Here is a 21,002-nt window from a genome sequence, read left to right on the forward strand (position 1 = left end):
CAGATGTCTGTAACCGCAAGAGTTTCGTAAGGTGAGAGCAGAGCGGGAGTATCTGCTCTATCGGAACGAGCAACCGTGCTTTTAGGGGCATTGAGAGAAAAGAAAAGGGAGCGCACGTCTGTACACCCCCCAATCCATTCTTTCGCTAACAATACCGTATTGCATGCCAGTAGCCTCTAAAAGAGATACTGTAAAACGAGTGAGAATCTGTTATCCTTACGATCTTTGGAATATCCTTTAAGCGAAGAAGAGACCTCATTATTGACGAACTCGTAGTAAGCCGTTAGCTTGAGAGAGGGCGTGATCTTGTAGAGCAATCCTCCCCCCAAAGTCTGATAGGCAATATCGGCCTTATTGGTACTATTGAGTCCAACAGCATCTCCTGCCACTTGAGTATTAGGGTCATACCAGTCATACTTTACAAGAGCAGAGAGAGGCAAGCGTCCTAAATCCTGTACAAGCAGTGCGTAACCTCCCTGAAAAGATCTAATATAAGTATCGAAGTCGGGCAAAGAGGAGGAGTTGGGGCTTTTAGACGACTCAAGTCCGCCTGGTTGTTTCCCTGTCAGCCATTCCCCTCTCAAATGAGTTCTTCCCCAATCGGTATATAGAGAGAACTGCATATCTACTCCCATGTAAACGCGTTGAGCATAAGCCCCGAGATTTTCGTCTCTATCATCCAAGGACCATGCTCCATTATTTATAGAGTAAACTTTAGAGGAACCCTGATAAACAGCTCCATAATATAGGGAAGTACCTACACCCCACTCCATCCAATCGCCACACTTGCGAGCAGCCGATAAGCGTCCGATAAAGTCTAAACGACTGTCAATCTCGGGCTTGATACCGTTACCAGCGAACAGCCCAGCATCTAATTTCAACAGATGCCATGCACTCTCTTTAGAGGGTTGTAGCGTGAGCATTGCTCCGAGATCTCGTTCATTGGGGAAAAGAGTTTGAGTAATAATAGAGCGTTCGGGCGACTCTCGTTTGCTTGACGAGAAAGAGATCTCATGCCCAAATGGGCGGTCAAAAACCCCTGCACGGAAACTACTTGCTCCCATATAGGGAAGTTTCGCATTGATATACGCATCCTTGAGAGAGAGACCTTTTTCTGTAAGATCTATCTGCAAGACGCCCGAAAGGAACTTTTCGGCATAAGTAGCTTTCAAGCGACCCCTGCGCACACCAACGCGCGAGAAAGATTGTCCCTTGTTTTCGTTCTCTTTGCCCACTTTCAACGAGGCATCGGGCATTCCATGCTGGAAAGAGGCTTGGATATAACCCGACAATTTTAATTTTCCATCCTTTACTGTTTTTTCCTCCTGCTTAGAAGTTGACTTTACTCTCGCCTGTGCAGACGAAGTTGTTTGTGCATTACTTGGCATAACAGTAGCCAGCCCCAAAAGAGAAGCAGTGAACAATAAGATAAATCTCTTTTTCATATTCTTTAAATTAGCAAATGACAAATTTAGAGTGAACTTATTTCTGCTGCAAAGATAGAGCTCTATTGTTACGTTTTTGTTTCTAAACCTTTACCTTTTGGTGTTAGATGCTTCCTCCACAAGTCTAAGGGGTGTTTTAAGCTTCGACAAGCATACTCCCAAGATTCCTCCCAACAAATCCAAAGTGTACAAGCATAAAAAGGCACAATCCTCCCAAAGAGAATTCAGGTTTATAAGCTCCTAAAAATCATTAGGTAATAAACTAAAAATGGTTTTCTTACGAGAAATTCTCTATACTCAATCCAAATATACATATATGCAGATTGAATATATGTATATTCAGATTGGATATATATATATTCAGATTAAAAATATAGTTTACCTCCCAAGGAAATCAACTTTTCCTCATATCCTGACTTTTTTATAGACAACTTCTTTCTATCTTTTTGACGATTATAGGTGGCACTTTGGAAACAAGGTACGAGCTACCTTATTGAGGGAAAAAGTATTAAGGGTTTAGAGGAAAAAAGAAGCAAGAATATAGCTCTCAAGAAAGAAGACAAAAATGAAAAAAGAGCAACCGAAGTGCAAAATAAAAAATTTACACTTCCAAATTATACAATACCCATAAGCTTTACATTATCTTTGCGGTATATTAATAGGTATTCTAGAGAGTTACACCCAAAATAAAGTATAGGAAGTATCAATGAAAAAGAAGTTTAGAGAATATACCCAGCCTAATTTTTCGGGAATAAACAAGGAAATGTTAGCTGTTTGGGAAGAGGAAAACCTCTTCGCCGAGACTATACGTCAGCGTAAAGATGCTCCAGCATTTATTTTCTACGAGGGACCTCCCTCTGCTAATGGTATGCCTGGCATACATCACGTTATAGCCCGTTCGCTCAAGGATATATTCTGTCGTTACAAAACGATGAAAGGATACAGAGTTGATAGACGTGCTGGGTGGGATACCCACGGACTTCCTGTAGAACTTGGGGTGGAAAAACTCTTAGGCATCACCAAAGAGGCCATCGGCAAGACTATCAGCGTAGCCGAGTATAACGCAGCTTGTCGCCGTGAAGTCATGAAGTACACGGGCGAATGGGAGAACCTAACAAAAAAAATGGGTTATTGGGTAGACATGGAACACCCCTACATAACCTACGACAACAAGTTTATCGAAACCCTTTGGTGGCTGTTGGCAGAACTCTATAAAAAGGGATATCTGTACAAAGGATTTACCATACAACCCTACTCCCCTGCTGCGGGAACGGGTTTAAGTTCACACGAGCTAAACCAACCTGGATGCTACAGAGATGTAAAAGATACTGTCTGTACAGCCCAATTTAAGATTGTAAACCCGCGCCCCGAATGGAGCAACTGGGGAGAAGCCTACTTCTTGGCATGGACTACTACTCCATGGACACTTCCCTCCAATACAGCTTTGTGCGTAGGTCCCAGTATAGAATATGCTGCTATCGAAACGTTCAATCCCTACACCCATTTTAAGCAAACGGTAATCGTCGGTGCACCCCGCATCAACGCTTACTTTGATGAAAAGATGATGGTAGAGAGCTTGCCAGAGCAAGTGGCAGAAGATGCAAAAAAACTCCCTTGGCGTGTTGTAGGCCGTTACAAGGGCGAAGAGCTGGCAGAGATGCAGTACGAACAACTTATTCCTTGGGTAAATCCAGGAGAGGGAGCTTTCCGTGTGATCACTGGAGACTTCGTAACCACCGAGGACGGTACGGGTATCGTACATATCGCACCGACGTTTGGGGCAGACGATAGCCGTGTAGCTCGTCAAAATGGTATCCCCTCCCTCATCGTAATCGACAAAGAGGGACAGGAACGCCCTATGGTAGACCTTAAGGGTCGCTTCTATAAAGTAGAGCATCTTAGCCCCGACTTCGTTCGCACCAACGTGGATCTGCCCCTGTATGATGTATATGCTGGACGCTACGTAAAGAATGCCTACTCTCCTACTCCATTGGATGAAAAAGAGACTTTGGACGTAGACCTCTGTGTTATGCTCAAGATGGAAAACAAAGCTTTCCGCATCGAAAAGCATACGCACAACTATCCTCACTGCTGGCGTACCGACAAGCCTATTCTCTACTATCCCTTAGACAGTTGGTTCATACGTACTACTGCCTGCCGAGAACAGATGATTAGCCTAAACAATACCATTAACTGGAAACCTGAATCTACTGGACAGGGACGTTTCGGTAAATGGTTGGAAAACCTTCAGGACTGGAATCTCTCTCGTAGTCGTTTCTGGGGTACTCCTCTCAATATATGGCGTAGTGAAGATGGCTCCGAGGAGCGTTGTATAGGTTCCATAGCAGAGTTATATGAAGCGATCGAGGAGTCTGTTAAAGCTGGAGTAATGGCAAGCAATCCTTTCAAAGGCTTTGTACCTGGGGACTTCAGCGATGAAAACTACAAAAAGATAGACCTGCACCGCCCCTTTGTCGATGAGATTAAACTTGTTTCTCCACAGGGAAAGACACTATATAGAGAGAAAGATCTTATTGATGTATGGTTCGACTCGGGAGCTATGCCTTTTGCTCAAGTACACTATCCCTTTGAGTGCAAAGAGGAAATAGAGAACGGAGAGCTTTTCCCTGCTGACTTTATTGCCGAAGGTATAGACCAAACAAGAGGTTGGTTCTTTACCCTACACGCCATTGCCACTATGATAAAGGGAAGTGTAGCCTTCAAAAATGTATTGGCCAACGGACTCGTATTGGATAAAAATGGTAATAAAATGAGTAAACGCTTAGGCAATGCCATAGATCCTTTCGAAACCATCAACCAATATGGTTCAGACCCCTTGCGTTGGTACATGATTACCAATGCTTCTCCGTGGGATAATATCAAGTTCGACATCGAGGGGATTAAAGAGGTAAGCCGTAAGTTCTTCGGCACACTATATAATACGTATCAGTTCTTCGCCCTGTATGCCAACTTAGATGGCTTCATGGCAAAAGAGCAACCCTTGCCCTCCGAAGAGCGTCCCGAAATAGACCGTTGGATTCGCTCTCTGCTCCACAGTTTGATTTTAGAAGTAGACGAGCATCTGAAAAACTATGAACCTACCAAGGCGGGTAGAGCAATTGATGATTTTGTTTCCATCAATTTGAGCAACTGGTATGTACGCCTCTCTCGTAAACGTTTCTGGGCTGGAGAAATGACTGCCGATAAAATGTCGGCTTACCAAACACTGCACGAATGCTTGGTTACCGTGGCGCAACTGATTGCTCCCATTGCACCCTTCTATGCAGACCGTCTATACCGAGATCTTATTGGAGAGGGCAATTCGGTACACTTAACACACTTCCCTCAAAGTCGTTCCGAGCTGATTGACAAATCTCTCGAGGAACGGATGCAATTGGCACAAGACCTCTCTTCAATGGTCTTAGCCCTACGACGCAAAGTGAATATTAAAGTGCGCCAACCGCTCGGTAAGATTATGATTCCTGTCTCTACTTCGAAAGAGTTGAATCAGATTAAAGCGGTGCGCGAACTCATTCTTTCAGAAGTGAACGTAAAGGAGATTTCATTCGTAGATGCCTCTGAAACGATTTGGAGCAAGCGTATTAAACCCGACTTCAAGAAGTTAGGGCCTCGCTATGGAAAGATTATGAAGCCCTTGGCGACAGCTATCGAAGCATTAACGCTCGAAGAAATTGCAAACATGGAAGAAAGGGGCTACCTCGAACTCGTAGTAGAGGGAGTAGCCGTTCGCATAGAGCGTAACGAAGTCGATATCATAGTCGAAGATATTCCTGGATGGCTCGTTGCCTCGGAAGGTACACGCACTGTAGCTTTGGACATAACGATAACCCCCGAACTGGAAGAAGAAGGATTGGCACGCGAACTAATCAACCGCCTGCAAAATCTACGTAAGCAGTCGGGTTTTGAAGTGAATGACCGCATAGAAGTAATCGTACTCTCTGGCACCAAGATTGACAGCATGTTGCCTTCGTTCCAAGAGTACATTGCTCGACAAGTACAGGCCAAGAACATCATCATCAGCGATGCCGTTAGCGATGCTACACCTATCGAGTTTGACGACTTCAATCTTATGGTTAGTATCTCTAAAGTAGTCGAGTAAAATCTATCTTTTTCTTTCGATGAAAAATATACTTCACCCCTCTTCTCCCCAAACTCCTCTTTCCTCTTCTGAACGAGGAGAAAAGGGAGAGGGGCGTGTCCGCACCCAATCTTTGATTGTATTCGGGGGGATTTTCCTCCTACTCCTTATCGATCAAATAATAAAGCTATGGGTTAAGCAAAATATGGTATTGGGAGACCAGATTAAGGTTTTTGACTGGTTCTACATATACTTTGTAGAAAACCCAGGTATGGCTTATGGCATAGAAATAGGTAGTAAACTCTTTCTAAGTCTCTTTAGAATAGTGGTTATGGGCGCACTATGCTGGATGATATACCGACTTATCAAGGAGAAAACATTTAAGACGGGTTTCCTTTTGGTCTTGGCATTGATAGCTGCTGGAGGTATTGGGAATATAATTGACAGCCTGTTCTATGGGATTATCTTCTCCTCCAGTGAGGGGCAATTAGCCACACTGTTTCCTCCTGAGGGTGGATATGGGACTTTCTTGCACGGCAAAGTCGTTGATATGTTCTACTTTCCGCTCATTGATTGTTATCTCCCGCAATGGCTCCCTTGGATAGGCGGTAAGCATTTTACTTTCTTCGACCCCATTTTCAACTTTGCAGACTCTTGCATCTCGGTAGGTGTGGTAGCTCTCATTCTATTCTATCGACACACTATGAACTTTGCGATAGAATATGTCTTTAGGAAAAAAGAAAAAGAAAACGACCCTGCTGTCTAAATCATAACTTGTAACAAAATGGGGAGATACAATTCTCTTTTGAGAGGTTGCCTTGCGTCTCTTTTAGGAGCTACGTTTTTGCTCTCTTGCTCAGGGGACAAATGGGATAGTAGATTGAGTAAAAAAGAGCTACAAGCCTGTCTGGAAGAGTTGTACACGATGGAGCAAGCCATTAAAGCGACCCCTCTGATCGGCAACGACACACTACACTTAGCCCTACAACAGTCTCTGTTTCAAAAGTATGGCCTCACGATAGCGGAGTTTGATAGCGTCATATTTTATTACAATAAAAACAATCCTCTTCTCTATGCCGATATAGCCCGTAAGGCAGCAGAAAACACCCGAAAAAGGCTGAAAACCCTTAACAAACAAAACAAGTTCATAGCCCAAAACAGAGCAGAGCTCTTTTTCCAAGAGTTGTCATTACTTCAAATCAGCTCTTTAATCCCCCCGAAGACATATCCGAAACTTGTTCGTTGCGGTACAGATTACTCCCTCTTGCTACACAATGCTCTGGTAGGAACAAAAATTCCCAAAGAAACTCGTCTTTCTCTCAAAGCGAGTATTATGGGGCTTCCAAATACCATATTTTCAAAGCAGCCAGAATACGTCCCCCATCTTACCATAGGTTATTACGTGTCTGACAGCCTGCAAGCAAAAAGTTCTTGTCCTCTTGCTGAAAACAAGGAGTATAACCTCCTACTGGAGTTCAACAAAGAATATCCAGAGGGGCTGCTTACCATAGGCATAGAACAAAAGTCCAATGCCCCCTATCTTCACAATATCCTAATTCAAAGTATGGAACTATCTTCTCTAAATACTTTTTCGGAAATATCGGGAGACTCAATCCTTCTTCAAGCAATCCGATAAATTAAGTTGGAGGAAATCTTTTTATTCCTCTCGTAAGACATTAAGCATATTTCCCCTTTCGTAGCCTGTTCCCCTAGCTCTATGTAGTAGAGCTGTAATTTAAGGTTCATTCGCCCCTTCCATCTCCTCTATCATTCAATCCCGACAAACCGTTTTGTAGGAGATCCACAATATTCTTTTATACAAGAAAGAAAATAATCTTATAGCTATTTGTAGCTAATCAAGCTTATATTATCTTTGCACCTGATACGTGTAAAAATTTCACTGTATCTACACAGACGTAGGAAATATTATTACTAATCAAATATATCACTATGGATTTTTCGCAAACTCCACAAGAGCAGTTGTTCTTGCAGATGATCACCGCTTTTGCAGAAAAGGAAGTAAAACCTTTGGCTGCAGAAATCGATGAGCAAGAACGCTTCCCCATTGAAACTGTGAGAAAAATGGCTAAGCTGGGTATCATGGGTATCCCCGTTCCTACACAATATGGAGGAGCTGGTGGTACGAACCAAATGTACTCAATGGCAGTGGAAGAACTCAGTCGCGTATGCGCTACGACTGGGGTAGTAGTCTCCGCACACACCTCTCTTTGTACAGCTCCTATATTAGAGCATGGTACCGAGGAACAGAAGATGAAATACCTTCCCAAATTGGCCTCTGGGGAGTGGATTGGAGCTTTTGGACTAACAGAACCTAATGCAGGTACAGATGCTTCGGCACAACAAACCACAGCTGTAGATGCAGGAGATCACTGGGTACTCAATGGTAACAAAATATTTATTACCAATGCAGAGTATGCTCATGTGTATATCATCTTTGCCATGACCGATAAGAGTCTTGGCAACCACGGTATAACTGCTTTCATTGTAGAGAAAGATATGCCAGGCTTTAGCGTTGGTAAAAAAGAGCTAAAGATGGGTATTCGTGGTTCTGCAACTTGTGAGTTGATTATGGAAAACTGTATCGTTCCAAAGGAAAATCTTTTAGGCAAGATTGGCGGAGGCTTCAAAATTGCTATGAAGACTCTTGACGGAGGTCGTATTGGTATCGCTTCTCAAGCTGTAGGTATTGCTCGTGGAGCTATGGACGAAACTGTTAAGTACACTAAAGAGCGTAAGCAGTTTGGCCGTAGCATTGCTCAATTCCAAAACACACAGTTCCAATTGGCAGACTTACAGACTCGCATCGAGTGTGCATCTCTCTTAGTGCGCCGTGCTTCTTGGAAGAAAGATAATGGTCTACCCTACTCTGTAGATGCTGCGGAAGCAAAGCTATTCTGTGCAGAAACAGCAATGGAAATGACCACTAAGGCAGTGCAATTCCATGGAGGGTACGGTTATACACGCGAATATCCAGTAGAGCGTATGATGCGTGATGCTAAGATTACGGAGATTTACGAAGGTACGAGCGAAGTCCAGCGTTTGGTTATTGCTTCAAACCTATTAAAAAAATAAGGAGGACATATAAATGTTGAAAATAGTTGTTTGTATCAAACAAGTACCCGATACAACTGAAATTAAGCTCGATCCCGTAAAAGGAACTCTTATCCGTGATGGGGTCCCCAGTATTATGAACCCTGACGATAAGGGTGCATTGGAACAAGCCCTTCTCTTCAAAGATATGTTTGGAGCTGAAGTAACTTGCGTTACGATGGGTCCTCCTCAAGCAGAAGCCATCATCCGTGAAGCTTATGCAATGGGTGTAGACAAAGGTATTTTGATTTCTGACCGCCGTTTTGGAGGAGCAGATACTCTCGCAACAAGTTATACAATTTCTCAGGCTCTTAAGTCTGTAGATTACGATATCATCCTCGCTGGTCGTCAAGCTATCGACGGAGATACGGCACAAGTAGGTCCTCAAATCGCAGAACAATTAGACCTACCTCAGGTTACTTACGTAGAAAAGGTAGAGTTTGATGGTACCAAGAAGCTTACTGTTCGCCGCAATGTAGAGGAAGGACACGAAGTACTCGAGGTAGAACTCCCCTGTATGCTTACATTTTTGGCCTCTGCTTATGAGCCTCGTTATATGAATGTACGTGGCATCATGGAAACCTATGGCAAAGAGGTAACTGTTTGGAATGCTGATAGCTTCGAGACAGATCCAGAGCGTCTTGGTCTTAAAGGTTCTCCAACAAGCGTTAAGAAGTCTTTCACTAAGGGAGCTAAGGCTATGGGAACACTCCATGATGATATCACACCAGAAGAAGCTGCTGATATCATTGTTGCCAAATTAAAAGAGAAATTTATCATCTGATGCTATTATGAACAAGGAACAATATAGGGGAATACAAGTTTTCGCAGAGCAACGCGAAGGAGTTGTACAAAACGTTGCTTTTGAACTTATCGGTAAGGCTCGAGAACTGGCAGATTCTATCGGAGAAAAGGTAACAGCTGTACTCTGTGGTTATCAAGTTGGGCATCTTACACAAGAACTTATTGCTGCAGGTGCCGACAAAGTTTTGGTAGTAGATGATGAACTACTCAAGGATTATGTTACAGAGCAATATACACAGGCTGTAACTCATGTTCTCAACACTTATAAGCCTGAGATTTTCTTGCTCGGAGCAACAACTATAGGACGAGACTTAGGTCCTCGTCTCTCGGCGCGTGTACAGACAGGTTTAACAGCAGACTGTACCTCTTTAGAGATTAATGAAGATCGTAATCTTCTTATGACTCGTCCTGCTTTTGGAGGTAACTTGATGGCAACTATTATCTGTAAAGAGCACCGCCCTCAGATGTCTACCGTACGCCCTGGTGTTATGCGTCGCAAAGAAAGTGATCCATCAAGAATAGGAGAAGTAGAAACCGTTAAGGTTACTTTTGACACTTCGAAATGTCGTGTACGTTTGGTACGTAAGGAGCGTGAAGACAAAAACCTCGTTGACATTACCGAAGCTCATGTACTCGTTTCTGGAGGCCGTGGAGTTGGTACGCACGACGGTTTTAGTAAACTAAAGGCTTTGGCAGAAGTCTTGAAAGCAGAAGTATCTTCTTCTCGTGCTATGGTAGATGCAGGTCTTATGGGACATGACCGCCAAGTAGGTCAAACAGGAAAGACTGTCCGTCCAGACCTCTACTTTGCAATTGGTATATCTGGAGCTATCCAACACCTTGCTGGTATGGAAGAGTCTGACTATATCATTGCTATCAACAAGGATAAGTTTGCACCTATTTTCCAAGTAGCAGACTTGGGAGTTGTTGGGGACCTCCACAGAGTAGTTCCTGTACTAACAGAAAAACTTCGTGCCGAATTGGAAAAATCTGGCCGTTAATATTTGCCTACACTACCCCACCCCTCTTTTTGAGAAGCAGTGTAGTGCTTTAGTAAAAGCTCTCTCGCTATTGAAGCGAGAGAGCTTTTATAGAAAATGCTATATGCTCTTACCGTCGTCTGATTGTGATCGATTTACTCAGACTTCTCTTTTTGAAATTCTGTACACTCAATAATATGCAGTCGTCGCTTAAAAACTCTCTTTAAACGAGAACTGATTGTCAGCTAGCCCCCAAGAGGATATTCTTTCTATTTGCTTTGCACTTACTACTTGAAAATGCATCAAACGATACCAGAAAAAGAAGAAATATCAGATGGCAAACAAAAGCATAAAGAGTTATAAAACAGTAGAATAGAGATCTAAACCTCATATTGAAATAGAAAACTTCACTTTTTTCTTCCTAGAATCCTTGCAAAATTCATTTTTTGTTGTACCTTTGCAATCGGTTTTAAGGAGCTCGCTTCTTTTCCAGAGGGAAAGATAGAAAGGAGTTCTAACCTTGAGGCTAATGGTGCCATAGCTCAGTTGGTAGAGCAAAGGACTGAAAATCCTTGTGTCCCCGGTTCGATTCCTGGTGGCACCACTTTGAAGAAAAGCAAAACGACGTAAACTCCTGATTTCTAAACGAAGTCGGGAGTTTTTATTTTTCCCACTTACGCAAAATATAGCAGAATATTACCGATTTTGGTGGAGCAAAAGGTGGAGCAAAAACAGCAGAATGAAATCTCCACCGAAAAAGTTTCTTTACCACTGATATGCAGTGATTTGCATACCGATAACTCGTGAATGATTTCCGAATTTTGTATCAACTAAAAACGTATCGAAATGAGAAGGATTTCATTCAATGTGCTCTTCTTTATCAAGAAGACGAAACTGCTCAAAAACGGAGAAGCCTCGGTTTGCATGAGAATCACCGTTGATGGACAACGTGTCGAAACTAATATCCGAAAAAGTGTCGATCCGAGTTCTTGAAACCAAGCCAAAGAGTGTGTACATGGTAAAAGTCGTAAAACCAACGAATTGAATAGCTACATAGAAGAAGCAAAAATCAAGTTACACTCTATCAATGCCTCTACTTTGTAAGTAAAAGCTTAGGTGCTTCGGAGAATAAATTAAAGACAATTCATTTGAACAATGAAAAAGCAGGCAGTAAAGAGTATTTTTCTTACTGCCTGTTCTTGTTACGAGCTTATTGCATTGCCAGCAGCTTGCGGTATATTCCATCTTTTGCTTTGAGTTCGGCGTGCGTGCCTTTCTCCATAAGTTGTCCTTTCTCCATCACGATAATTTGGTGGGCATTGCGGATGGTCTGCAAATGGTGGGCAATGACCAAGACCGTGCGGTTTCGGATAAGCGCGGACATTGCTTGCTGTATTTTGTACTCATTGACGGGATCGACATTGCTCGTTATCTCGTCTAAAAGGAGGATGGGAGCGTCTTTGAGGAAAGCACGTGCGATAGAGAGGCGTTGCTTCTGTCCGCCAGAAAGTCCCAAGCCGTTTTCTCCGATTTTCGTTTCGTAACCATCGGGCAGACTTACGATGAAGTCGTGTATCATCGCCCGTCGCGCGGCTTCCTCGATTTCCGCCTGCGTGGCATTGCGGTTGCCTACTTTGATGTTATTGGCAATGGTATCGGAAAAGAGAATAACATTCTGCATCACCACGCTGATTTTACCGAGTAAATAATCATAGTCCATTTCTCGAATGTCTAAACCACCGATACGGATACTGCCGGTCTGCGGTTCCCAGAAACGGAGTAACAGGTTAGTAATGGTTGTTTTGCCCGAACCCGACGAGCCAACAAGTGCCGTTACCGTTCCTTCGGGAACATGGAACGTGAGGTCGCTCATCTCAAAACCTTCTTTTTCGTAGTGGAAACCTATGTTTTCAAACGAGAGGTCGAAGCGTTCCACCGTTTTCGGTTGGTCGGGATTGACGATAACGGGAGCATCCAACAAGCGGGAGATACGTCCGTAGCTGTCCTTTACCTTAATGTAGCTCAGCCAATGGCTCTCCATATTGACAAAAGGTTTGTAGAACTCTTTCGAGACGATTACAAACATCAGGTATGCGAAAAGAGAAAGTTCGCCACGCTGCGTCCACCAAAGACCGAGCGTAGCCATCAGTGCAAAAGCCAGTTCTATGAAAAAGGCATATCTGCCCACACTTACCGCCGCCAGTCGTGAGGTCTCCTTGCTGCTCTCCCCGAACTCACTCACGGAGCGGTCAAGCCTGTCACGGAACATTCCTTTTCCTCCGAACACTTTCAGCACGGGTATGCCCTTGACGTATTCCACGAAGAGACTGACCATATCCGCCAGATTGTCTTGTGCCTCCTGCTGTGCTTTCATTCCCGAGCGAATGCCCCGATACAGAGAAAATAGGGCAATGGGGAGAATGGCTACCATTGCCAATCCCATGCGCCAATCCACACAGAACAGCCCGATACCAAGAATCAGAGCTACAATGAAGTCGGCGGACATCCGTGTCCATAGGTGTCCTACTACCATCTCCATATTATCCACGTCTTTGTGTATGACGGTGCTTATCTCTCCCAGACGCTCATTGGTATAGAAACCGAGTGAGAACATTTTCAATTTCAAGATGATTTTCTCACGAATGCGTTCCACGAGGTCGAAGCTGGCAAAATGCTTGCTCATATCGGCTATGGCATTGGATATGGTTTTCAAAACCAGCAGACCACTGAGTATCCACGCTGCTGAAACGAGTGAAACGCTTTCGCCCGATATATAGCGGTCGATGAGAAACAAGACAGTGAGCATTATCGCTGTGCCACAGAGGGCATAAATCACAAAAAACAGTGCGGAGACAATCAGATGCCGCACTCCGCGGGCGGTCAGTTCATTCAGTATATTGCGTACCATTCTTATTCCTCCTTTTCTTTTAGTTGCCATTTGCTTACCTGCTCCTGCGTTTCTGTCATATTGCGGTATAGCGGGCAGTTGTCCATCAGTTCTCGGTGTGTTCCCTTCGACACAACCTGCCCTTTGTCCATCACAACAATACGCTCCATATCCTGAATGGTATTGAGACGGTGGGCGATGGTAATAACGGTCTTGTTGCGTTGCAACTCGTCCAAAGCTTCTTGGATAAGTTTTTCATTCTCTCCGTCCAATGCGGCGGTGGCTTCGTCGAGAATGACAATCGGCGAGTCTTTGAGTAACATACGCGCAATGGAAATACGCTGTTTCTCCCCGCCGGAGAATTTTACACCTGCTTCGCCCGCCAACGTACCATAACCATTAGGCAACCCTATGATAAAATCGTGTATGCGGGCACGCCGTGCGGCTGTTTCTACCTCCTGTTGCGTAGCAGTGGGCTTGCCGATACGGATATTGTCCCGAATGCTCGTGTTGAAAAGGAACACCTCTTGCTGCACCATCGAGAAGAAATCGGCAATGTTGCGTTCGGAGAGTTCCACAAGGTTCTCTCCGCCTAATCGGACAGTTCCCGATTGAGGCTGCCAGAAACCCATCATCAGGCTTGCCAATGTGCTTTTTCCAGAACCTGATTCGCCCACAATAGCTGTATGGCTACCCTTGGAAAATTGCAGACTGACATCGGATAATGCACTGCCTTTCTTATTCGGGTAGGCAAATGTCACGTGCTCGAAACAGACATCGGTCTGTATGGCATCCATATCCCTGTCTGCCGTATCCTTTGCAGGTACTTCGGTAATCGACTGAACCTTCGCCAACGACTGACCATAGACAATCTTGAAGTGCTGGAACGTAGCCAACTTGGCAAAGGAGGACGAGAACAGTCCTCCCAATATCAAGGCGAGAATGAAACGTGCCACGGTCAGTTCGCCCGAACTCATCAGCCATAGCCCGACAAGGGTCATTACCACGATACCGCCCTCCAAGAACATCGTGATGAGCGTCATCGGAACAGTAACGCTGAACATACTTCGCTTTACCCAATGGATATAGTCGCGCATACCTCCGAGAACTCGCTCTGTCTGGGTCTCTTCGTGGCTGAATGCTTTAATGATTGGTATTGTAGCCACATATTCCAGGAGGTCTTCCGACATTTTCTGCGTGCTTTCCATAAAGTGTTGGAAGCTCTTGCCCCAAAGCGTTTTAACAGCCATCTGCAAGAGGAATGCCAGCGGTAGTAGCGATACGAGCGATAGTCCCATCCGCCAGTCCAATACCATAACAATAACCCAAAGCAAAGCAGGGAAAAGCGTTGCCGAGAGAATTTCGGGCAGTCCGTGTGCCAAATAAATCTCGATTTGCTCCACGTCGTGGTTGATGATGTTCACCAAGTCGCCCACCTTCCGCTCCTGAAAGAAGCCGAGCGGCAACCGTTGCAAGTGGCTCACGATACGCAACCTCAACCGTGTGAGGGCATTGTAAGCCGAGTGGTGCGCACGCCAAATCGAAGCTCCGTAAAACACACCGCGAAGCAGGGCGAACAGCAGCATTGCTCCGCCGATAATCCATACTGCCAAGGAAGTAAGCGTACCATCCATCAATCTGTCCACCGCCCACACCACGAGCAATAGGGGCAATGTGCCGAAAACAAGATGCAGTATGACCACCACATTGGAGAGCAGGCTGCGACTCTCCCGTTCCTCATCGAGAGGCTTGATTTTTTGTTTATCCATATATCTGTATCGTTTTGATTTTCTAAGATGCAAAAGTACGGAGACGCACAGGGGTAAAATAACCCGAATGAGCATTACACTGCCCGAAAACGATAACTTGACACATATAAAACTCAATAGGGGTATAAGTCTGGATAGCAGGGATATTTCTTTGTTCGATAGGTGGGTAATTTTGTACGAGTTTTTATAAACAGATAAGATATGTCAATCGACTCAATAGTTCATTTATACAAAAGAGTGCTCATCGTCAGCTCCCTATTGCTGTGGGCCTATCCGATGTTTGCACAACTGCATTCCATCGAAATAAAAGTTATTGATGCAGAGAATGGAAACAGTATAGAATTTGCCACGGTGCAATGGAAAGGTCTGAACGAACCTTCGTACAAGAACGGTACAACCACAAATAGAAAAGGGGTGGCAACACCCATCATCACTGCCGTGGGAGTACCTTCAAGTTTAGTCGCGTTTGAGTAACCAAATACGATATACGGAAGAACTCATAAGAAACTCATCAAAAGCACCTAAGCTTTCATCTGATTACACCTAAGCTTTTACTCAAAAGCTTAGGAGCTTTTTGCAATAAATCAAGTACATTTGCGTTATCGAACAAGAAGCCTTTGTCGAAAGTCAATACCTCCGACTTCGGCAGGGGGAAGTAAAAGGAGGAAAAACTATTGAACTATGGCTAACAAACCATTACAGTTCGTTCTTGTAGAACGCAAATTGAACGTCGGCGCAAATGCCGGTAAAGTCGTGCAAATCGCCCAACCAACAGGTAGACATCGAGTGAGTTTTCGTAATTTTTGTGAGCGTGTGGCGAAATCGACCACATTCAACCGTCAGGAAGTGGAAGCCGTATTGAACTACGCCACCGAGATTGCCAGAGACATCGTAGCAAATGGCGACATCGTAGAGTTTGGAGATTTGGGTACGCTCAAACCTTCATTCAAGAGTAAATCCGTTCCTAAAGGCGAGGTTTTTAATGTGCAGAAGCATATCGAAAAACCGGTTGTACGTCTCAGCCCATCGAAGAAATACTTTACACTTACCGATGTGAGCTACGAACAAACGACGGCCAAACCCAAGAAAGGCACGAAACCCTCTGTACCAAAACCTAATGAGGACGAGGACTCAGGTCTGGGAATTTAATCAATCCTGCGGAGCGATTGCCTCTATCGGCAGTCGCTCCGCTGAAATCTCATGTATAAAAAGATGAAAACAGAAGGAATAACAAATGATTTTATAATAGCATTGTGTAGCAATGTCAGAAGCAAGCGAATTCCCGAAGAATACGATTTCTTTGGTATGCTAATAGGTGAATGGGATATTATTTGGAACGACCATCTGGAAGATACCGAACCAAGACGAGTAAAGGGTGAATGGATATTCTCCCGAGTTCTGGATGGAACAGCTGTGCAAGACCTTTTTATAGTTCCCTCTCGCGAAGAACGCCTACAAAATAAACAACCCGATGCAGAATACGGAACGACGCTTCGCATTTTCAATCCTAAGACTATGGTATGGGATATTTTTTATGGTTGTACGGGTGAAGCTATCCGACTGACGGCTCAAAAGGTAGGCAATGAGATTATCTTGACTGAAAACACGACAAAAAAGATGCGATACGTTTTTTCAGACATAAAGGCATTTTCTTTTCTGTGGAGAAAGGAACGAATGGATAAGAATAACGAATGGCAGATCGTGGCGAAAGTAACGGCAGAGAGAAAACAAAACAGATAACGGGAAAGTATGACCATAGAATTTTGTGCAATCAATAAGCCTGAAGATTGGATGGAGATGGTTGCCGAGCAATTCGGCACATCGGTAACGGATAACGGTTTTACCGTTCCGTCTTCAATCGGCAGCGGCTTTTTCAAGCAATACTACCCGTTGCCGTGGCTCACATTGACCTACATCAGTTTCGTATCGTACGAACCGATGACAATGGTGCGTCGCTCGGTGCAAAACTCGAAATGGATTCCCGTGATGTTCTACATCAACGAGCATAAACATGAGCAGATTATCGGCACAAGCACAAAAACGGTCGGGGTGGACACGCTCGACGGTATCTTTATGCCTTCAAGCAATATCCCTACGGAATGGACTTTCGCTCCCAAACGACAGTATGAAAACATCACATTGACTTTCAACAAGGATTGGATAGAGCAAATGGATACGGCTTGCGCAACCTATATCGGTCGGTTGCTCCAGTCAGACAAGTCTTTTTATCTCTTCGAGACTATCACACCTGCGATGCAACAAGTATTGGAGGGCATCAAGGCGATAGCCAAAAGCGATGCGCCTTTCTCTCCCCTTCATTTGCACGGAAAGGCGATAGAATTGCTGACGATATTCCTTGAAAAACTTGAAAAGCGTTCGGAAGTAAAATCTCTTTCCAACTTGAATTTGAACGATGTGGAAGCAGTCTTCCGTGTCCGTCGCCAGATCTTACAAAGTTTGAACAACGTACCAAGCATTCCCGAACTGGCACGTGAAACAGCAATGAGCAGTTCCAAACTACAAAAATGCTTCAAACAGGTCATCGGCAAGGCGATTGCCGAGTATGCCCTATCCGAAAAGATGGAATGGGCAAAACGTTTGCTTTCCACTCGTCTTTACTCTGTATCCGAAGTAGGCTATAAAATCGGATATGCCAATCTCAGCCACTTCACGGAGGCTTTCCGCAAATATCACAGGATAAAACCCAAGCAATATCTCGACTCTTTGTGAGTTTTATGCAATAGGGATATTACTTGCCGTTTGAGGGTTATTTTGCCCTGAACAATCTTCAGAACTTTGCCTGCAAAAACCATCAGGCAATATGAAAAGACTTATTAAAAACGCATCTTTTGAGATGCTATTCTCTAATAAAAGTACGGAAGCAACCGATGACCTTATCAGAGAAATCATAAAGTTGGGGAATAGTGAAGAAAATCTTGTTTCATTGTTTCGCACATTGAACTTTACTCGATTCCAATTGTGGATGATAGTAGAAAACTCAGACATAACCTCCGAAGTGGGAAAAAAATGTGTCAGAGTTGCTCTTGATACTGGAATCTGCAGTTGCTCTACCCGATCTACTCCCCGTAAACTTTTGTAGGAAAAAGGTATATTTGCTTTCCAAAAACTCTTTTAACTTAAGTCGATGAGTACAGAGACCCACAAGAATGAATATCCCGATGCGGGAGACTTAACCCCTCAAGAGACAAATCCAGATAAATCTCCTTTGGGGAACAGTTCAGAAAACCTCTCAGGCGATGCTGCCGATGTGCCTTGCCCTAAGGAAGAAGAAGAGGCAGATATCTCCTCCACTTCAGACGGAAATGATAAAGATCGCGTTCATTCTCTTACCAATATGTATCGTACTTGGTTTCTCGACTATGCCTCGTACGTTATTCTGGAGCGTGCCGTTCCCCACATAGACGATGGACTTAAACCCGTTCAAAGGCGCATTCTTCATGCCATGCATCTTTTTGAGAATGGACATTTGCATAAGGTCGCCAAAATTGTAGGACAAACAATGGCATTTCACCCCCATGGAGATGCCTCTATTAATGATGCCTTGGTGCAATTGGGACAAAAAGGGTATATGGTAAATACCCAAGGAAATTGGGGAAACATATTAACGGGAGACGAAGCCGCTGCAGGTCGTTACATCGAAGCCAAACTTTCTCCATTGGCTTTAGAGGTACTCTTCGACAGCAAACTAACAGAGTGGAAACGCTCGTACGACGGCACAGCATTGGAACCTGTATCACTCCCCGCTCGCTTCCCTCTTCTGTTGGCACAAGGAGCAGAAGGTATCGCCGTGGGCCTTTCCTCTAAAATTTATCCACACAATCCTAAGGAGTTACTCGAGGCAGCTATAGCCTATTTACGCCGAGAAGAGTTTGTTCTTTATCCAGACTTCCCAACTGGAGGTTTGCTCGATGCAGAGCGTTATAACGATGGGCTTCGAGGAGGAGTGCTAAAAAGCCGCGCTAAAATAGAGCGTATTGGTGACCGTTTGCTCAGTATAACGGAGCTACCTTTTGGGAAAACAACCGCCACTCTCATCGAGTCTATTCTTAAAGCCAACGAAAAGGGCAAGATTAAAATCAAACATATAGATGACATGACAGCGGCAACTGCAGATATACGCATACAGTTGCCCACAGGGGTATCTACAGACAAAACAATTGATGGGCTTTACGCCTTTACAGACTGCGAGGTATCTTTATCCCCCAACGCTTGCGTTATTAAAGATGGAAAACCCCTATTTCTAGGCGTTTCGGAGATTCTCAAGCACAACGTCAATCGCACACAACATCTCTTGGAAGAGCAGCTTCGCTACCGTCTATCCGAACTAACCGACAGCCTTTTAGCCGCATCTCTGGAACGCATATTTATAGAAAACCGCATCTATAAGGACAAAGAGTTTGAAGAAGCCTCTAACGAAATCGAAGCCCTAACCCATGTACGACAGCGTATTGAGGGGCTTGAAAACATCTCCTTCGTTCGCCCCATTACCCAAGAAGATCTCAAACGCCTCTTAGGAATCAAAATGGCACGCATACTCCGCTTTAATATCGCCAAACATGAGGAGTTGATTGCCAAGCTGACGAAGGAGGCCAATAAAGTACGTAAAAACCTTGCCAACAGTACTCAATACACCATTGCGCACTACGAAAACTTACTCAAAGAGTATGGTGAACAGTGGGCACGTAGGACCACTCTAACCCGTTTCGGGACCATAGAGGCTGTTAAGGTTATAGAAACAACCGAAAAACTTTATATAGACCGAGAGGGAGGCTTCGTAGGTACAAGCCTTAAAAATGCCGAGTATGTAGCAGACTGCTCCCCCATCGACGACATTATTATAATCTATAAAAACGGAACATACCTTATTACCAAGGTAGAGGATAAGAAGTTTATCGGAAAGGGAGAGGTAATCTACATCAATCGCTTCCAACGCAACGATGTCCGTACCATATACAATCTCATTTACCGACAGGGTAAAAAGGGACCCTACTTTATAAAAAGGTGTAGCATAACAGGGATTAACAGAGACAAGATCTACGACCTTACCGATGGTACGGAGCACTCTCGCATTGTTTACTTTACGGCCAATTTCAACGGAGAGGCAGAGGTAGTGCGCATCACTCTTAAACCTCAACCTCGCATGCGGGTATTGGTGTTTGAAAAAGATTTTCGAGAGGTGCCCATAAGGGGTAAAAGCACACGAGGTAATTTGGTTACCCGTGCCGAGATACAGCGTATAGCCCTAAAACAGAGAGGAGGATCTACATTAGGGGGGAGAAAAGTATGGTTCGACCGAGATGTTCTACGCCTCAACTACAACGAACAGGGAGACTATATTGGAGAGTTTGAGGCCAACGATCGCCTCTTAGTAATCCGAAAAGACGGTACTGTATATACGACCGACTTCAGCGAGAGCAACCATTTTGCTCCTGACAGCATCCGCATCGAAAAGTATGATGCAGGAAAGGTATGGAGTACCGTATACAAAGACCCCCAACAGGGATTTTATTATCTCAAAAGGTTTTCAATGGAAGATCAAACTAAACCTATCCTAATGCAAGGTGAAGGTAATGAACTGGTCCTTTTCTCAGATACTTACTATGCACGTTTCGGGATTATTTTTGGAGGACATGATGCCGACCGCCCCGAAGAGCTCGTCGAAGCAGCAGATTTCATCGGACAGAAAAGCATTCGCGCAAAGGGGAAACGTCTTACAACGCGTCAAGTGATAGCGGTTGAAGAGCGTGCCCCAATTCGTTTTCCCGAACCCATCGCCCCTGCCAACTTGGACGAGACTAAAGAAAACGAGGAAGATATCGACGATCTTGCAGGGAGGGGCACTTCCAGTGACACTCTTTTTGACGAAGAGATCCAAGAATAACCCTT

Annotated in this window: 14 protein-coding genes, 1 tRNA gene and 2 pseudogenes; 14 read left to right on the top strand and 3 right to left on the bottom strand. The window is 44.3% G+C overall.

Annotated elements, in window-relative coordinates; translation table 11 throughout:
• Window positions 1–176: 176 nt before the first annotated feature.
• The gene (locus B5D06_RS04775; protein ID WP_078736879.1) at window positions 177–1,445 is read right to left on the bottom strand and encodes a hypothetical protein; all 1,269 of its coding nucleotides are present in this window, start codon (window positions 1,443–1,445) and stop codon (window positions 177–179) included.
• A 706-nt stretch (window positions 1,446–2,151) separates the two neighbouring features.
• Between B5D06_RS04775 and ileS the strand changes: the two genes are divergently transcribed.
• The 8 genes and pseudogenes from ileS to B5D06_RS04820 all read left to right on the top strand — a co-directional run.
• Entirely contained in the window at window positions 2,152–5,565 is a 3,414-nt protein-coding gene (gene ileS, locus B5D06_RS04785; RefSeq protein ID WP_078736881.1) for an isoleucine--tRNA ligase, read from the top strand.
• A 19-nt stretch (window positions 5,566–5,584) separates the two neighbouring features.
• Window positions 5,585–6,310, top strand: a complete 726-nt coding sequence (locus tag B5D06_RS04790; protein ID WP_078736882.1) for a lipoprotein signal peptidase — start codon at window positions 5,585–5,587, stop codon at window positions 6,308–6,310.
• 18 nt (window positions 6,311–6,328) lie between these two features.
• Window positions 6,329–7,180, top strand: coding sequence for a DUF4296 domain-containing protein (locus B5D06_RS04795; RefSeq protein WP_078736883.1), 852 nt, complete (start codon window positions 6,329–6,331; stop codon window positions 7,178–7,180).
• A gap of 314 nt (window positions 7,181–7,494) precedes the next feature.
• The gene (locus B5D06_RS04800) at window positions 7,495–8,637 is read left to right on the top strand and encodes an acyl-CoA dehydrogenase (protein ID WP_078736884.1); all 1,143 of its coding nucleotides are present in this window, start codon (window positions 7,495–7,497) and stop codon (window positions 8,635–8,637) included.
• Between the two features lie 16 nt (window positions 8,638–8,653).
• Window positions 8,654–9,439, top strand: a complete 786-nt coding sequence (locus tag B5D06_RS04805) for an electron transfer flavoprotein subunit beta/FixA family protein (RefSeq protein ID WP_078736914.1) — start codon at window positions 8,654–8,656, stop codon at window positions 9,437–9,439.
• 7 nt (window positions 9,440–9,446) lie between these two features.
• Window positions 9,447–10,460, top strand: coding sequence for an electron transfer flavoprotein subunit alpha/FixB family protein (locus tag B5D06_RS04810; protein WP_078736885.1), 1,014 nt, complete (start codon window positions 9,447–9,449; stop codon window positions 10,458–10,460).
• 510 nt (window positions 10,461–10,970) lie between these two features.
• Window positions 10,971–11,043: transfer RNA gene (locus B5D06_RS04815), tRNA-Phe, on the top strand.
• 242 nt (window positions 11,044–11,285) lie between these two features.
• Window positions 11,286–11,525: pseudogene (locus B5D06_RS04820) on the top strand (Arm DNA-binding domain-containing protein); the annotation flags it as partial.
• A 124-nt stretch (window positions 11,526–11,649) separates the two neighbouring features.
• Here the strand turns inward: B5D06_RS04820 and B5D06_RS04825 are convergent.
• The gene (locus B5D06_RS04825) at window positions 11,650–13,347 is read right to left on the bottom strand and encodes an ABC transporter ATP-binding protein (protein WP_078736886.1); all 1,698 of its coding nucleotides are present in this window, start codon (window positions 13,345–13,347) and stop codon (window positions 11,650–11,652) included.
• 2 nt (window positions 13,348–13,349) lie between these two features.
• On the bottom strand, window positions 13,350–15,095 hold the full coding sequence (locus tag B5D06_RS04830; RefSeq protein ID WP_078736887.1) for an ABC transporter ATP-binding protein: 1,746 nt from the start codon (window positions 15,093–15,095) through the stop codon (window positions 13,350–13,352).
• A gap of 201 nt (window positions 15,096–15,296) precedes the next feature.
• On the opposite strand from B5D06_RS04830, the pseudogene B5D06_RS04835 reads away from it, so the two are divergent.
• The 6 genes and pseudogenes from B5D06_RS04835 to B5D06_RS04860 form a co-directional block, all read left to right on the top strand.
• Window positions 15,297–15,515 (top strand): annotated as a pseudogene (locus B5D06_RS04835) (hypothetical protein); the annotation flags it as partial.
• Window positions 15,516–15,776: 261 nt separating this feature from the next.
• Window positions 15,777–16,244, top strand: coding sequence for an HU family DNA-binding protein (locus tag B5D06_RS04840; RefSeq protein WP_021645814.1), 468 nt, complete (start codon window positions 15,777–15,779; stop codon window positions 16,242–16,244).
• A 63-nt stretch (window positions 16,245–16,307) separates the two neighbouring features.
• Window positions 16,308–16,835 carry a hypothetical protein gene (locus B5D06_RS04845; RefSeq protein ID WP_036889458.1) on the top strand — a complete coding sequence of 176 codons (528 nt, stop codon included), beginning with the start codon at window positions 16,308–16,310 and terminating at the stop codon, window positions 16,833–16,835.
• Between the two features lie 9 nt (window positions 16,836–16,844).
• Window positions 16,845–17,825: a helix-turn-helix domain-containing protein gene (locus B5D06_RS04850; protein WP_078736888.1), complete on the top strand. Its 981-nt coding sequence runs from the start codon at window positions 16,845–16,847 to the stop codon at window positions 17,823–17,825.
• A 91-nt stretch (window positions 17,826–17,916) separates the two neighbouring features.
• On the top strand, window positions 17,917–18,195 hold the full coding sequence (locus B5D06_RS04855; RefSeq protein ID WP_078736889.1) for a ribosome biogenesis protein: 279 nt from the start codon (window positions 17,917–17,919) through the stop codon (window positions 18,193–18,195).
• A 45-nt stretch (window positions 18,196–18,240) separates the two neighbouring features.
• Window positions 18,241–20,997 carry a DNA gyrase/topoisomerase IV subunit A gene (locus tag B5D06_RS04860; RefSeq protein ID WP_078736890.1) on the top strand — a complete coding sequence of 919 codons (2,757 nt, stop codon included), beginning with the start codon at window positions 18,241–18,243 and terminating at the stop codon, window positions 20,995–20,997.
• Window positions 20,998–21,002: the final 5 nt, after the last annotated feature.

The sequence above is a fragment of the Porphyromonas circumdentaria genome, assembly GCF_900167105.1.
Taxonomy (GTDB): domain Bacteria; phylum Bacteroidota; class Bacteroidia; order Bacteroidales; family Porphyromonadaceae; genus Porphyromonas; species Porphyromonas circumdentaria.